This is a genomic window from Brevibacterium sp. OS20 (assembly GCF_056837565.1).
On sequence record NZ_CM166367.1, the window covers coordinates 849,699 to 865,267 of the forward strand.

Consider the following 15,569-nt stretch of genomic DNA (forward strand, 5'->3'; position numbering starts at 1 on the left):
GGCACGAGCCGGCGAACTTCGGGGCCGCCTCGGTGATGGTGCGCTTCATGCGGCCATCGTCTTGATGATCTCCGTGGCGTTCCCGCCGGCCTTGCGCAGGACGAAGCCGACGAAACCGAGCGCGGCGAGGGTGAGCACGAACATCACCGTCGACATCGCCGCGACCTCGGGGCGCAGGGCCACGCGGACGGCGGAGAAGATGTAGACCGGCCACGGGGTGTAGCCCGGCTGTTGGACGAAGCTCGAGAGGATCGTGTTGTCGAGGCTGACGGTGAACGACATCAGAGCACCGGCGAGGATGCCGGGAGCCGCAATGGGCAGCGTGATGTCCTTGAACCGATTCCACGGGGTGGCACCGAGATCGGCGGCGGCATCTTCGAGCTGGGTGTCCATTCCGGCGAGCCGGGCCCTGACGATGAACGTCACGATCGCCATGGAGAACATCGCATGCGAGATGATGAGCCTGACCAGGCCGTTGTTGAGCGGGGTGATTCCCCAATCGACGCCGACGGTGACGAACCACGGCAGGAAGGAGATGCCGTCGACGATCTCGGGGGTGACCAGGGTCAGTCCGAGGATCGCGGTCAATCCGAGTGCCCACCAAGCGCCCCTTCGGGCCCGGGCCAGAGCGACTCCGCCGAGGGTGCCGAAGATCGTCGAGACGATGGCGGTGCCGACAGCGGCCTGCAGGCTCGTGACGATGGAGGAGACGATGATGTCGTTGTTGATGCCGCTGATGTAGGCGTGCAGGCCGAAGCCGCGGAAGTTCGCGAGCACCTTTCCGTTGTTGAACGAATAGGCGATGATCACCGCGATCGGCACGAACAGGTAGACGAAGACGAGGATGCCCCAGACGTGCAGGGCGATATCGGTCGGAGTCCGACGTGCGAACGTGTTCTTCTTCGGCATCTCAGGCCCTCCCGTCATGCAGCGGCACACTGTTCAATTTGGCCGTGATCGCCTGCCCGAGCTTGAGCAGTGCGAAGCCGACCCCGACGACGGCCAAGGTGGAGATGATGAGGATCATCGCCATGGCCGCTCCGACCGCCCAGTTCTGTGCGGTGTTGAACTGATTGGCGATGAGCTGACCGACCATGGAGCCGCTCGCTCCGCCGAGGACGGTCGCGGTGACGTAGTCGCCGTTGAGCGGGATGAACACGAGCAGGCAGCCGGAGACGACTCCGGGCATCGCCATCGGCAGCGTGACCCGCATGAAGGTCTTCACCTTCCCCGCGCCGAGGTCGTAGCTGGCCTCGCGCAGCTTCTTGCCCGAGGCGTCGATGGCGACGAACAGCGGCAGGATCATCAGCGGCAGATAGTTGTAGACGACGCCGATCTGCACCGCCGTCCGCGTGTAGAGGATGTCGAGAGGTCCGTCGAGCAGCCCGAGCCCCTGCAGCCAGTTCGACAGGAACCCGTCGGGGGAGAGCATGATCTGCCAGCCGAGGGTGCGCACGAGGAAGTTCGTCCAGAACGGCACCATCACCAGGGCCAGAGCCAGCGACCTGCGGGCGGGCGCAACCTTGATCGCCAGCCAGTACGCGAACGGCAGGGCGATGATCAGGCACAGCAGGGTGCCGAGCAGCGAGATGCGCAGCGTCGCGAAGAACGTCGAGACGAAGCTTGCGCTCATCGCTTCCGGGTACCGACCGAACGACAGGCGATCGGTGGCGATGGCCGTGAACTGGTCGGGTTTGTACCCGAAGCTGTAGAAGACGATGAGGGCGAGGGGAATGATGAAGAAGAACAGCGCATAGGCCCATGTCGGAAACGACATGGCCGCCGGGCCGAAGAACTTCGTCGCCGGTTTCTTCGGTCGTGGCTGCTGCGGTCGGGTCTGAGTGCTCATGCTCCGCTCCTGGCCTGGGCGTCGGTGAGGATCTTCGTCCGAATCTGATCGGCCGGAGTCTGCTTGCTCGGTTCGAGACGGTCGAGGACCTTCTGTGCCGGGAAGATGAGGTCCTGTTGGTCGAGGTCGGCCTTCTTCGCCTGCTCGGCCAGGCCCTTCGTTCCGATCGGGTAGCCGATGTAGTCGAGCTGGTCGACCGCAGTGTCCGGCGAGATCATGTGGTTGATGAAGGCGTGCGCGGAATCCGGGTGCGGGGCGCCGGTGGCGATCGACCAGCAGTCCATCCACAGATTCGCCGAGGGGGTCGGGAAGACGAACTTCCAATTCTCCGGGTCCTTGACCTCGGTCAGGCCCTGCCGGGCGTCGCCGTTGAAGGCGTGCAGAAGGGTGAAGCTGCCCTGAATCATGCTCGTGGCGGCATTGCCGACATAGGCCTTCACGTTCGGAGCCAGATCGTCGACGATGATGTTCCGCGCTGTGTCGAGCTCTCCTTCGTCCTGAGTGTTGAGGCTGAATCCCTGTGCAGCCAGGGCGATCGCCGAGACCTCCCATGGGTCCTCGAGCAGGGCGGTCGTGCCGGCCGCTTCCTTCTGTGCGGCATCGAGGAAGTCCTGCCAGCTCGTCATCTCCCGGTCGATCTTCTTCGTGTTGTAGACGAAACCGGTGGTGCCCCACGCCTTGCAGATCGAGTACGTGTTGTCCGGGTCGAAGTACTGATGAGTGAAGTTCGGATCCATGTGCTCGAAGTTCGGGATCAGGCTGAGGTCGAGCTCCTGCAGCAGGTCATGTTCGAGCATCTGCGGAATGTTCGACCCCGTCGGCACGACCACGTCGTAGCCGGACGTCCCGCGTGAGGTCGAGAGCTTCGCCACGAGCTCCTCGTTCGACCCGTAGGCGTCGACCTGGACGAGGATGTCGTTCTGGGATTTGAAGGCGTCGAGAAGTTCGGGGTTGTCGTAGTCGCCCCACGAGTAGAGGTTGAGCTTCGATTCGAGCTTTCCGTCGGTCGGCGGCGATGCCGCCATCTTCGTGTTCTTGCCGCACGCGCTCAGTGCCCCGAGCCCGACGACACTGAATCCGGCCAGCAGCGCTCGCCGGCTCAACCTCGCCGAGGCGGCCCGCGGGGCCAGGAACGTCACATCGGGTCTCTGCCGGGCCATTTCAGGCACCGCCTTCGAGGAGGGACGCGACCGCGCTCGGCTCACGGTCGTACACGGCGACGGCGTCGGCATTCCAGCTCAGCTCCACCTCGGTGCCGGCGCTGATCGGCTCCCGCCCGGCGGCAGGCACGCGGGCGAGGATCTCGTCGTTGTCACCGACGACGATCATGTACTGGATGACGTCGCCGAGGAACGAATACGAGATCACGGAGCCGCGGGCCGTGTTCGCCTCTCCGGAACTCTCGCCTGCGGGGGCGACGTGCATCCGTTCGGGACGGATGGCTGCGCGCACTCGGTCGCCGACCTCGAGATTCCGGGGTTCACCGGCGGCGGTGGCCGGTTTGAGTGTCAGCGTCGGGGCCGTGAGCACAGCGTTGGCCGTGCGCAGGGTCGCGGTCGTCGAATCGGTGGACGCCACCTCGGCGGAGATGAAGTTCTGCTTGCCGATGAAGCCGGCGACGAAGCCGTTGTGCGGGTTCGCGTAGATGTCCTCACCGGAGCCGATCTGCTGGATGACGCCGTCGTACATGACGACGATGCGATCGCTCATCGCCAGCGCCTCATCCTGATCGTGGGTGACGAAGACGAAGGTCGTGTCGAGCTTCGTGTGGAGGCGTTTGAGCTCGAGCTGCATCTCCTCCCGCAGTTTCCTGTCGAGCGCCGACATCGGCTCGTCGAGAAGGAGGACCTGCGGCCGGTTGACCAGCGCCCGGGCCAGGGCGATACGCTGCTGCTGACCGCCGGAGAGCTGTTCGGGCTTGCGCCCGGCGAAGTCCTCCATCTGCACAAGGGCGAGGGCATCGCGGACGCGCTGCGCGATCTCCGGTTTCGGGACCTTCGCCTGCTTGAGTCCGTAGGCGATGTTGTCGGCGATGTTCATATGCGGGAACAGCAGGTAGGACTGGAACACCGTGTTGACCGGTCGGCGGTGCGGCGGCAGGGACACGATGTCCTTGCCGGCGAGCAGGATCGCACCGTCGGTGGGGGTCTCGAAGCCGGCGATCATCCGCAGCAGGGTGGTTTTTCCGCAGCCGGAGGGGCCGAGCAGGGAGAGGAATTCGCCCTTGCGGACGTTCAGATCGAGGCGTTCGATGGCGGTGTTGTCGCCGAAGACCTTCTTCACACCCTGGATCTCGAGGTGGTCGAGTCCGGTCTCCGCAGAGGGCGCCGAGGTGGCTGTACTGGTCATGATGGCCTTTCGTCTTCAGCTGGCTGAGCCGGTGGTGGTCGGGGCGGACGGCGTGGTCGGTGCCGGTGTGTGAGGCGGCAGGGCGTCGTGGACGATGCGCCCGTCACAGATCGTCAGTTCGTTCGTGATCTCCGCGATATCGGTCGGCGGCAGTGTGAAGGGGTTGGCGCTGGCCAAGGCGAGGTTGGCCGGCCGACCGGGGCGGATGTGGCCGTTGTCGGCCGAGCGCAGCAGGTGTGCCGAACCTGCGGTGTAGGCACGCAGCGCCGTCATCAGGTCGATCGCCTCGTCGGGCAGCAGCGGCGACTCATCCGCGGCGGTCGGGTGCGAGCGGTTGAGCGCGACATGGATCGCGTCCCACGGGTTCGCCGTCGACACCGGCCAGTCCGAACCCATCGCCAGATGGGCACCGGTACGGTTGAGAGACCCGAAGGGATAGAGCCAGCCGCTGCGCTCGGCACCGAGGAAGGGCAGGTTGAGGTCGATCATCTGCTCGTCATAGCAGGCCCATAGTGCCTGCAGGTTCGCGGTGACTCCGAGTTCGGCGAAGCGCGGGACATCGGCGGGATCGACGACCTGGACATGGGCGATATGGTGACGGCGTTCGCCGGTGTCAGTTAAGCCGGTCGTCCCGGTGCCGGCCGTGCCCTGGCTGCGGACGGCCTCGAAGGCGTCGAGGGCGGCCTTGACCGCGGCATCGCCGATCGCATGGCAGTGGATGTCGAAACCGGCCGCATCGAGAGCCGCGAACGAGGCCTCGAGGTGGGCGCGAGTGAAATAGCTCGTTCCGAAGCCGCCGCAGGTGCATGTGTATTCGGTCGTCATCGCCGCAGTCCGGGACTCGACGATTCCGTCGAGCATGAACTTCACCGAGGTGGCGCGGAAGCGTCCGTCGGAACGTGCGAGATCGGTCAGTCGGGCCACCTCGGCGTCGATGTCCTCGACTCCGCGCGGCCACCACAGGCTGCCGACGACCTCGGACCGGAGCGCGCCCGATTCCGCCGCCCCGACGTAGGTGTCGTACGGGTCGCGGTGGCCGCCGTAGTCGCCGACGATGGCGTCCATCCATGCGGTCACGCCGAGGGAGTTGAGGTAGCGCTGACCTTCGCGCAGACCGGCAAGGACCTCCTCCTCGGAGGCGGAGGGAACGTGGGCTGAGACGAGGTCGATGGCCGATTCGTGCAGGCACCCGGTGGGACGGCCCGCGGAATCGGCGACGATGACGCCGCCGGCAGGTGCCGTGGACGTCTCGTCGAGTCCGGCTGCGGTCATCGCCTGCGTGTTCACCCATGCCGAATGGTGGTCGGCGCTGAGGAGGATCGCCGGCCGATCGGGGCAGGCCTCGTCGAGGATGTCGGCAGTCGGGTCTCCTCCGGGGAAGTGGGCCATGGACCAGCCGCCGCCGATGACCCAATCGTTCGCGGGGTCGGTCGCGCCGTCATCACGGGTCGTCTCGGCGACATAGTCGCGGATCATCTGCAGTGCCGCCTCGAGGCTGTCCGCTCCGCTGATGTCGCAGGCCAGGGCCTCCTGGCCGCCGAAGGTCGTGTGCACGTGCGCATCGACGAAGCCGGGAGTGAGCAGCTTCCCGGCGGCGTTGATCGTGCGCGACGCGGGCACAGCTGCGGGTCCGGTGCCGATCTCGGTGATGATCCCGTCGCGGATGCTCACACGATTCTCGGCGCGCAGAGCCTCACCGTCGAAGATCGTGACATCGAGGATATCGAGGTCCAATGCTGCCTCCCGACTGCAGTGTCGTGGCAGAGGCGGATTGCCGAGCCCGCTCTCTGAGTGTGTTGTGGATCACTGTGAAGTCACCTTAGCGGAACTTCCCCCGTGATTCCACTGATTCCGTTGCGGAAATATGGGTCAAGTGAGGGAAACTGCAACACGGATTGCCGGTAGCGCTGATTCAGCGTCTCACACTGCGATATTCGCACAGGAGCCGTTGGCGGCAATGGTGAAGCCGCGAGGCACCGACTTGTCGTCGATGCCCCGCGGCTTCTGTGGGGTTGTGAACTGAGCGCTTCAGCCGGGGAAGGTCTCTCCGGTGAGCTTCTCGAAAGCCTCGATATAGCGGGCACGGGTCTTCTCGACCACCTCGGCGGGCAGGGCCGGGGGAGGAGTGTCCGACGCCTTGTCCCAGCCGGATTCTTCGGTCAGCCAATCGCGGACGAACTGCTTGTCGAAGCTCGACTGAGCCTTGCCTGCCTCATAGCCCTCGGCGTCCCAGAAGCGGGAGGAGTCCGGGGTGAGCACTTCGTCGCCGAGGACAATCGTGCCGTCGGGCAGGGTCCCGAACTCGAACTTCGTGTCGGCGAGGATGATCCCGCGTTCCCGGGCGATCTGCTCGGCACGCTGGTAGATCTCCACGGTCAGGTCGCGCAGCCTCTCTGCGGTCTCGGTCCCGACGGTCTCGGCGACGGCCTCGAAGCTGACGTTCTCATCGTGTTCGCCGAGCTCGGCCTTCGTCGCCGGAGTGAAGATCGGAGGCTCGAGGCGATCGGCCTCGACGAGTCCGGCCGGCAGCTGGATGCCGCACACGGACCCGGTGGCCCGGTAGTCCGACATTCCCGATCCGGTGAGGTAGCCGCGGGCCACGCACTCGACGGGGAACATGGAGAGGTTCTGCACGATGAGGCCGCGGCCGGCCACGGCCTCGGGCACGTCTGAGCTGATGACATGGTTGCCGATGACATCGGCGAGCTGATCGAACCACCACAGGCTGAGTCCGGTGAGCACCTTGCCCTTGTCCGGGATCTCCGAGTCGAGTACCCAGTCATAGGCGGAGATGCGGTCCGAGGCGACCATGAGCAGCTGCTGCGCACTCGCGGCATCGGCGGCGTCGGCGGGAATGTAGAGGTCGCGGACCTTCCCCGAATACACGTGCTTCCAGCCCGGCAGCACCGGGGCGACCGGTGCGGGGGCGGCGTATCCGGAGGCGAGATCGATACGTCCGGCGGCGGCCGCCTCGGCGATATCGGTGCGGTGCTGCTCACCGTCCCACTTGATCTGGCCGACCGCGGCATAGGCCTTCGCCCGCGCATCGTCGAGGTCGTCGCCGAGGGAGACGACGGAGAGCACGCGGCCGCCGGAGGTGACGATGTCACCGGTCTCGGCGATGTCCTTCGTGATCACGGCATCTTCGGGGGCGAATCCGCCGCTGGGACCGGTCGCGAGTTTCGTACCCGCGTGAAGGGCGCTGACGTCGGGCAGTGTCGCGACGGTGTCGAGTCCGCGGATGATGTCTCCGGTGCTCGGAGTCCCCGGGTAGTTCTCGGCGGCCATGACCACTGTCACCGATGAGCGCGGATCCCATTCGAGGGGCGCGGTCTCGTTCAGGCGTCCTTCGGCAGCGGCGAGCAGCGTCTGGCCCAGGGGGCTGGACAGGCGGGCGAGCACCGACTGGGTCTCCGGATCGCCGAAGCGGACGTTGAACTCGATGACGCGCAGACCCTTCGACGTCAGCGCGAGGCCGCAGTAGAGGAGCCCGGTGAACGGGGTGCCGCGGCGGGCCATCTCATCGACGACGGGCTGGGCGACGGTGTCGATGATCTCGTCAACGGTGCCGGCAGGCAGCCACGGCAGCGGCGAATACGCGCCCATCCCGCCCGTGTTCGGGCCGGTGTCACCGTCTCCGATGCGTTTGAAGTCCTGAGCCGGGGCCAGGGGAACGGTGGTCGTGCCGTCGCAGAGGACGAACAGGGAGACCTCGGGGCCGTCGAGATAGTCTTCGATGACGACCCGGTCGGAGACCTCGAGGCAGGAGCTCGCATGCGTCAGCGCGGCATCGAGGTCATCGGTGACGACGACTCCCTTGCCGGCGGCCAGGCCGTCGGCCTTGACCACGTGCGGGGCGCCGAATTCGCGCAGTGCGGCCGCCGCCTCGTCGGTCGAATAGGCGACCACCGTACGTGCAGTCGGCACGTTCGCGGACTCCATGACCTCCTTTGCGAACGCCTTCGAGCCTTCGAGGTGCGCGGCCTCCGCGCTGGGTCCGAAGACGGGGAACGAGGCTTCGCGCAGAGCATCCGCAACACCGGCGACCAGCGGGGCTTCGGGCCCGATGACGACGAGATCGACGTCGAGGGACTCGGCCAGCGCGGTCACGGCGGCGGCATCCGAGGCATCGACCGCCTCGGTGTGGGCGATCTGCGCGATACCGGGATTGCCGGGAGCAGCGATGACGGCGTCGACCTGTGGGTCGCGCGAGAGAGCAAGGACGAGGGCGTGTTCACGGGCGCCCGAACCGATGACAAGAACCTTCACGCCACCAGCCTAAAGGGTCGTAGGCTTGAGTGCGTGACCTTCTCGACTTTCACCGCCGCCCACGCCGCTGAGCTCGCCGTCGTCGAGCGCTCCGGCTTCGTCGAATCCCGGCACATCGGGTCCGCCGTCGTCCTCGACCCGCAGGGATCACCGTTGATCAACCTGGGTGCTCCGGAGATTCCCGTGTTCACCCGGTCGAGTCTCAAACCGCTGCAGGCGATCGCGGCGATGAGCCTCGGCGCGCAGCTCGAGGGACCGGCCGCGGCCCTGGCCGCTGCCTCACACAAGTGTGAAGCCGGGCATGTGGCGGTCGTGTCCGCGATGCTCGAGAATGCTGGGCTGAGCGTGTCCGACCTGCAGTGCCCGTCCGCCCATCCCGCCGACGGAGCCTTCCGTCGTCAACTGCAGGAATCGGCGCGGGCTCGGGGAGAGGAGAACACGGACCCGCGCTCGCCCCTGTACTTCAACTGCTCCGGCAAGCACGCGGCATTCCTCGCCGCAGCCCGCACCATCGGCGCCGACACCGCCACCTATCTGTCCCCGGCGCATCCCGTGCAGCAGAAGGTCGCCGAGGTGGTCGCCGCCTTCGCTTCGGAGGAACCGTCCGCGGTCGGCATCGACGGCTGTGGGGCTCCCGTGTTCGCGCTCAGCCTCACCGGCCTCGCCCGCGCCATCGGCCGCGTCATCCGGATGGGCAGCAGCGATGACACAGAGAAGGAGGGAGCGTGGGCTGCCTATGAGAGCGAGGCTCGCACCCTCACCGAGGCGGTCTTCGCCGACCCGTGGACGATCGAAGGACACGGCCGACCGAATTCGACCGTCATCGACAAGCTCGGCGTCTTCGCCAAGGGCGGGGCCGAAGGAGTCATCGTCATGGCCACCCGCTCCGGGTATGCCGTCGCCGTGAAATGCCTCGACGGGTCCTCGCGGGCCACCGGGCTCGTCGCCCTCACCCTGCTCCAGTGGGCGGGAGCGTTCGACGTTGAGCCGGGAGCCGCCTCGGCGTCGGGGAAGGATACGGTCGACGCCGTGATCGCCGCGATCACGGATCCGGTCACCGGAGGCACGGATTCCGAGGGGCGGACGAACGTTGTCGGACGCCTGGAGCTCGGGGAAGATATTGCCACAATCGGTGAGAGGAAGAGGGACTGATGGCGATTCGCAGAAGGATCGACCCCGATCAGGGGCGCAGCGCACTCGAGATGTGGCTGACTCAGGCGAGGCTCGACGCGGCCCCGGCCGACCGGTCGACCATCGCCACCGCCGTGCGGTTCACCCTCGAGGAGCTCGCCTCCCGAGCCGAAGGCAACAGCGTCGAAGTCCGGGTCCCGCCGTTCGGCGTCACCCAATGCATCGCCGGACCCCGGCACACCCGCGGCACCCCGCCGAACGTCGTCGAGACCTCGGCCGAGGTGTGGCTGGGTCTGGTCACCGGACGCACCGACTTCCAGGCCGCGCTCGCCGCCGGCGACATCGAGGCCTCGGGGACCCGAGCCGACCTCGGCGACTTCCTGCCCCTCTTCACCACCGCAGAACTCGAGGCCCGAGCATGAGCGCACAGATCACGCAGACGACGTCGTTCATCGGCGGGCGGCATGTGCCGTCCCTGCTCACCTACGCCAATATCGCCCCGGCCACCGGAGGCCAGCTCGGCGATATCGCCCGCGCCGGAGCCGATGAAGTCGACCGGGCGGTGCAGGCTGCGGCGAAAGCGCAGCGGGAATGGAAGCGCTCGAGCCCGGAACAGCGCTCCCGCCTGCTCATCGCCACCGCCGCCGTCATCACCGCCAACCGCGACGATCTGGCCCGCATCGAATCCGAGGACACGGGCAAACCGCTCACCCAGGCCTATGCCGACGTCGATGTGTGCGCCCGCTACTTCGAGTTCTACGGTCACACCATCGAGTCCTACTACGGTCACGCGATCCCGCTGGCCGAGGACATGCACGTCTACACGCGCCGGGAGCCCTTCGGCGTCACCGGACACATCGTGGCCTGGAACTATCCGCTCCAGCTCATCGGCCGTGCCGCCGCCACCTCGCTGGCCACCGGCAACTGCGCCGTGGCCAAACCCGCGGATGAGACCCCGCGCTCGACCGTGCGGTTGGCTGAACTCATCCACTCCGTGGGCTTCCCGGCCGGAGCCTTCAACGTCGTCACCGGCCTCGGCGCCGAGGCGGGAGCGGCGTTGAGCGCCCACCCCGGGGTGGCACATCTGGGCTTCGTCGGGTCGACGCAGACCGGTTCGGCCATCGCCCACGCCGCCGCCGATCGAGTCGTGCCCACGGTCCTCGAGCTCGGTGGGAAGTCCGCGAACATCGTCTTCCCCGATGCCGATATCGATGCGGCGATCCCATCGCTCGTGCGCTCGATCATCCAGAACGCCGGGCAGACCTGCTCGGCCGGATCCCGGCTCATCGTCCACCGCGACATCCACGCCGAGGTCGTCGACAAGATGGCCGCGGCCATGGCGAAGGTGACCATCGGCTACGGCCTCGACGACCCGATGCTCGGGCCCCTGATATCGACCAAACAGCATGAACGGGTCGGCGGGTTCCTCGCCACAGTCGACTCCGGACAGATCATCACGGGCGGCACCCGACCCGACGGTCTGGCCGACGACCTCGCCGCTGGGGCGTTCATCACCCCCACCATCGTCGACGCCGTCGACCCTAAGTCCCGGATCGCCCAGGAAGAGGTCTTCGGCCCCGTCGTCGCGACCCTGCCATTCGCCGCCGACGACGAAGCCGTGGCGCTGGCCAACGGCACCGACTACGGCCTCGTCAGCGCACTGTGGACGCAGAACATCTCCCGCGCCCACCGATTGGCTGCCGAGGTCGATGCCGGCCAGATCTTCGTCAACACCTATGGCGCCGGCGGGGGAGTCGAACTGCCCTTCGGCGGGTTCAAGAAGTCCGGTTACGGTCGCGAGAAGTCCATCGAAGCCCTCGACGAATACACGCAGACGAAGACCGTCGCCATCAAGCTGTGACGGTGAGGAAGGGGCCGGTGCGCCGATGACCTTCCCGGTGCTCGGGCTCGTCCTCATCGCCGCCGTCGCCCACGCCGTCTGGAACCTCGCCGCGAAGTCCGTCACCGGCAGAGGCTATGCCTTCGTGCTCGCCTACCACGGGCTCTCGGCGCTCCTGCTCGCCCCGGTCGCGGCCGTCATCATCGCCACCGGCGCGCAGCCGCTGAACTGGGGACTGGTCGGCGCGGCGGCGCTGAGCGCGGTCTTCCACATCGCCTACTCCGTGGCCCTGCAGTCCGGTTACGACCACGCCCCGCTGGGCGTCGTCTACCCGACGGCGCGCGGCATCGGGCCGGTCGTGACGATCATCATCGCCGTGGCCTTCCTCGGTGAGCGTCCCACGCTCGCCGAGGCGGTCGGAGCCTTCACCGTCATCGCCGGCATCGCCGTCGTCACGATCCGTCCCCGCGGCGGCGGGGACGGCCCCACGAGCAGCGACGGTCTGCGACGGGGGCTCGCCTGGGGCGGGCTGATCGGGGCGTTCATCGCCTCGTACACACTCTGGGACGACTTCGCCGTGAACCATGTCAGCGATTCCCCGCTGCTCTACTTCGCCGTCTCCGAAGCCTGCGTCGGGCTCATCATGACCGTCGGAATGTTCGCGCTTCCCGGCGGCCGGGAGAAGCGCGCGGACTTCCGCGAGATCCTTTTGAGCCACAAGCGCGCGCTCGTGACCGTGGCGATCCTCTCACCGCTCGCGTACGTGCTCGTCCTCTACGCGATGCAGCAGGCGCCGGTGGCGCTCGTAGCCCCCGTGCGGGAGACCTCGATCATCGTCGGCACCCTGCTGGCGTGGTGGTTCTTCGGGGAGAAGAACGTGCTGCTCAAACTCGCCGGTGCCCTTATCGTGGTTGCGGGCATCGGGCTCATCGCGCTCGGATGACGGCGCCGCGCCTCAGCGGCGGCGGCCCGGCTGGCGGCGGTTGACCCGCACCACCCGCACCGGGCACACGGCATGCGAGAGCACACCCTGCGACGTCGACCCGAGGACGGTGGCGACGAACCCGCCACGGCCGCGGGAGCCGATGACCATGAGATCGGCGGTGTACGTGGCCGACACGAGCACCTCGGTGGCAGGTGCATCGAAGATCGAGAACCGCACCTCGAGATCGGGGAAGTCTCCCTTCAGCGACTCGGCAGCAGCGGTGAAGGCCTTCGCCGCCTCGTCGTACATCCGGATGAGATGCTCCTCGCTGGGCATCCACTCGGGCGAGAGGATGTGCGTGGCGGTGACCCCGACGAGGTGCAGCGGAACACCGTAGATCGCGGCCTGAGCGGCCGCGGCACGCAGCACCGGGGTGTCGGTCTCGAAGGGATCGACGGCGGCGACGACCTCACCGGAGAAGTCGGGACGCGACCGTCCGTCCGCCTCGGCGGAGGGATCATCGGTCGTGCGGACGGGATCATCGATGGGCAGGGGAGTCGTCGGCATGATCCGGGTCGGCCACGTGCTCGGGACGACGAGGGTGGGGCACTGCGAGTGCGCGGGCATGGCCAGGGCCACGGATCCGAGGAGGCGACCGGCGAATCCGCCGCGACCGCGCGCGCCGACGACGGCGAGGGCGGCGTTCTTCGAATGCTCGACCATCACTCCGGAGGCGTCACCGGGCACGATCGTCGTCGACACGGGAACGCCGGCCTTGGTGACGGTGGCGGCGGCCGCCTCGGCGATGTCTTCGACGGTCTTCTTCACGGCGTCGTCGAAATCGGCGGGGTAGACGATATCGGCCTGGCTCATATTGACGCCGGGGACGGTGTAGGCGGAGACGATGCGGATCTCTGCGGAGGTCTTCTGTGCATGCGTGATCGCCCACTGCAGGGCGCATTCGGCGTTGTCGGAACCGTCGATGCCGACGATGATCGTGTGGGACATATCGCAAACCTCTGTCTTCAGTGACCGTCAATCTGGGTGAGTCCAGTTTAGTTGTGTCCAGTTTATGGGAAGTGGCGTGAGACTGCCTGGGAAGAACCTCAGGCTGACTCAACTAGACTGTTCGGGACCTGTTGTTCCGGGGTATTCCCGGTGATCCATCGGCCCCATCCGGCCACGTGTCCAAGGAGATCATGAAGGACCAGATCGACGTCTCCGTCCGTCGCAGCCCCAAGTACTCGGTGTTCATGGGCATCGGCGCGGTGCTCGGCATCGCGATCGCTGGAATCCTCGCGATCTTCGTCGACCCGGCCGATATGCCGATGGGCTACACGGTGGGCAAGGGGCTGGGCCTGATGCTGCTCGTCCTCGGGATCGGCGGACTGTTCCTCGGCGGACTTGTCGCCCTCATCCTCGACTGGAGGGGACGGAAGAAGGCGAAGGAATTCCGGGTCGATGCGCAGATCGACATGGTCGACGATCCGAAGGAGATCGCGCGCCGTCGCATCGCCGAAGCCCGCGGGGAGGACCCCGATGCCGGTGCCGACGAAGGTGCGGCCGCCTCGGCGAACACGGAGTCCGCGCCCGCAGACGATACGCATGCTGAGCCCGCAGCCGACGACGAGGACGACGCGGAAACCGGACGGGATTCGGCCCCCGGTTCCACAGTCTGAGCACCGGGTCAGAGCGCAGTTGCGGGTATGAGACAATTTCACTCGTGGCAAGAGGAGACGGGCAGCTGACGCACGAAATCGACCCCCAGGACCGCGGACCGCAGGATGAATGCGGTGTGTTCGGAGTCTGGGCCCCCGGCGAGGAAACCGCCAAACTCACCTACTTCGGGCTCTATGCCCTGCAGCACCGCGGACAGGAATCTGCGGGAATCGCTGCCAGCAACGGCAAGCAGATCCTCATCTACCGTGACATGGGCCTGGTTTCCCAGGTCTTCCATGAGCGCGATCTCGAGCTTCTGCAGGGCCATATCGCCGTCGGGCACACGCGGTATTCGACGACCGGATCCCCGTCGTTCGAGAATGCTCAGCCCACTCTGGGGCCGACGCCGTTCGGCACCGTGGCACTGGCGCACAACGGCAATCTGACGAACTTCGACGCTCTCGAAGCCATAGCCGATGCCCGCCGCGACCACGCGACGAAGGTCGTCGAGGAGGCCACGAAGAAGTCGGCCCGCACCCGGCCCTTCCGTGATTCCTCGAATGACACCTCCCTGGTCACCGAGCTCTTCGCGACCGAAGACGGAGAGAACCTCACCGAGGCGGCGCTGAGTCTGCTGCCGCATGTCGAAGGCGCGTTCTCGCTGGTCTACATGGACGAGCACACCCTCTACGCCGCGCGTGACCGGCACGGGGTCCGACCCCTGTCGCTGGGCCGGCTGGAGAACGGCTGGGTCGTGGCCTCGGAGACCGCGGCACTCGACATCGTCGGTGCTAAGTTCGTCCGCGACATCGAACCCGGTGAGCTCATCGCCATCGACGAAGACGGTCTGCGTTCGCACCGCTTCGCCGAACCGAGCCAAGCTCGCTGCGTCTTCGAATACGTCTACCTCGCGCGTCCCGACAGCAAGCTCAACGGCAAGAACGTCCACGCCGCACGGACCCAGATGGGCCGCCAGCTGGCCGAGGAGTACCCGGTCGACGCCGACCTCGTCATCGCCACCCCGGAATCGGGCACCCCTGCGGCCGTCGGCTATGCCGAGGCCTCGGGCATCCCCTTCGGCCAGGGGCTGATGAAGAACGCCTATGTCGGACGCACCTTTATCCAGCCTTCGCAGACCCTGCGGCAGCTGGGCATCCGCCTCAAGCTCAACCCGATCCGGGAGAACATCGAGGGCCGACGCCTCGTCGTCGTCGACGATTCGATCGTGCGCGGAAACACTCAGCGCGCCCTGATCCGCATGCTGCGGGAGGCCGGAGCGGCCGAGGTCCATGTGCGCATCTCATCCCCGCCGGTGAAGTGGCCGTGCTTCTACGGCATCGACTTCGCCACCCGTGCCGAGCTCATCGCCAACGGCCTGACCACGAACGAGATCTGCGAGAACCTCGGCGCGGACTCGCTGGGCTATATCTCTCTGGACGGCATGATCGCCGCCACCGAGCAGGAGCGCAGTCAGCTGTGCACCGCCTGTTTCTCGGGCGAGTACCCGATTCCCGTCAACAACACACCCGCCGACAAAGGATGCTGAG

Annotated in this window: 13 protein-coding genes; 6 read left to right on the forward strand and 7 right to left on the reverse strand. The window is 66.8% G+C overall.

From position 1 onward, the window contains the following. Positions 1–45: 45 nt before the first annotated feature. The 6 genes from ACVZTU_RS03585 to purD all read right to left on the reverse strand — a co-directional run bounded on the left by ACVZTU_RS03585 (position 46) and on the right by purD (position 8,467). Positions 46–909, reverse strand: coding sequence for an ABC transporter permease (locus ACVZTU_RS03585; RefSeq protein WP_139470423.1), 864 nt, complete (start codon positions 907–909; stop codon positions 46–48). Between the two features lies 1 nt (position 910). Further along, positions 911–1,849 (reverse strand): ABC transporter permease, encoded by a 939-nt coding sequence (locus ACVZTU_RS03590; protein ID WP_139470422.1) that lies wholly within the window; start codon positions 1,847–1,849, stop codon positions 911–913. Further along, a complete protein-coding gene (locus ACVZTU_RS03595) occupies positions 1,846–3,009 on the reverse strand; it encodes a polyamine ABC transporter substrate-binding protein (protein ID WP_180345702.1) in 1,164 nt (387 codons plus the stop codon). The genes ACVZTU_RS03590 and ACVZTU_RS03595 overlap by 4 nt, the downstream gene beginning before the upstream one ends. A gap of 1 nt (position 3,010) precedes the next feature. Beyond that, the gene (locus ACVZTU_RS03600; RefSeq protein ID WP_139470420.1) at positions 3,011–4,198 is read right to left on the reverse strand and encodes an ABC transporter ATP-binding protein; all 1,188 of its coding nucleotides are present in this window, start codon (positions 4,196–4,198) and stop codon (positions 3,011–3,013) included. A 15-nt stretch (positions 4,199–4,213) separates the two neighbouring features. Then, positions 4,214–5,932 (reverse strand): amidohydrolase, encoded by a 1,719-nt coding sequence (locus ACVZTU_RS03605; RefSeq protein ID WP_139470419.1) that lies wholly within the window; start codon positions 5,930–5,932, stop codon positions 4,214–4,216. A gap of 294 nt (positions 5,933–6,226) precedes the next feature. After that, complete coding sequence (gene purD / locus ACVZTU_RS03610; protein ID WP_482401429.1) at positions 6,227–8,467, reverse strand: phosphoribosylamine--glycine ligase; 2,241 nt, start codon at positions 8,465–8,467, stop codon at positions 6,227–6,229. Positions 8,468–8,500: 33 nt separating this feature from the next. Here purD and ACVZTU_RS03615 point away from each other — a divergent pair, with 33 nt between their 5' ends. From ACVZTU_RS03615 to ACVZTU_RS03630, 4 genes are read left to right on the forward strand one after another with little or no spacing between them, the layout of a single operon-like run. Beyond that, positions 8,501–9,619 carry an asparaginase gene (locus ACVZTU_RS03615; RefSeq protein WP_482401430.1) on the forward strand — a complete coding sequence of 373 codons (1,119 nt, stop codon included), beginning with the start codon at positions 8,501–8,503 and terminating at the stop codon, positions 9,617–9,619. After that, complete coding sequence (locus tag ACVZTU_RS03620; RefSeq protein ID WP_101546322.1) at positions 9,619–10,020, forward strand: sterol carrier family protein; 402 nt, start codon at positions 9,619–9,621, stop codon at positions 10,018–10,020. Before ACVZTU_RS03615 ends, ACVZTU_RS03620 begins: the two co-directional genes overlap by 1 nt. After that, the gene (locus ACVZTU_RS03625) at positions 10,017–11,459 is read left to right on the forward strand and encodes an aldehyde dehydrogenase family protein (protein ID WP_482401431.1); all 1,443 of its coding nucleotides are present in this window, start codon (positions 10,017–10,019) and stop codon (positions 11,457–11,459) included. The genes ACVZTU_RS03620 and ACVZTU_RS03625 overlap by 4 nt, the downstream gene beginning before the upstream one ends. A gap of 25 nt (positions 11,460–11,484) precedes the next feature. Further along, a complete protein-coding gene (locus ACVZTU_RS03630) occupies positions 11,485–12,381 on the forward strand; it encodes an EamA family transporter (RefSeq protein WP_482401432.1) in 897 nt (298 codons plus the stop codon). A 12-nt stretch (positions 12,382–12,393) separates the two neighbouring features. Here the strand turns inward: ACVZTU_RS03630 and ACVZTU_RS03635 are convergent, their stop codons facing one another. Beyond that, complete coding sequence (locus ACVZTU_RS03635) at positions 12,394–13,371, reverse strand: universal stress protein (RefSeq protein ID WP_482401433.1); 978 nt, start codon at positions 13,369–13,371, stop codon at positions 12,394–12,396. Between the two features lie 191 nt (positions 13,372–13,562). Here ACVZTU_RS03635 and ACVZTU_RS03640 point away from each other — a divergent pair, with 191 nt between their 5' ends. Both ACVZTU_RS03640 and purF read left to right on the forward strand, forming a co-directional pair. Further along, entirely contained in the window at positions 13,563–14,042 is a 480-nt protein-coding gene (locus ACVZTU_RS03640) for a hypothetical protein (RefSeq protein ID WP_482401434.1), read from the forward strand. 44 nt (positions 14,043–14,086) lie between these two features. Further along, positions 14,087–15,568, forward strand: coding sequence for an amidophosphoribosyltransferase (purF, locus tag ACVZTU_RS03645; RefSeq protein WP_482401435.1), 1,482 nt, complete (start codon positions 14,087–14,089; stop codon positions 15,566–15,568). The last annotated feature ends 1 nt before the right edge of the window (position 15,569 follow it).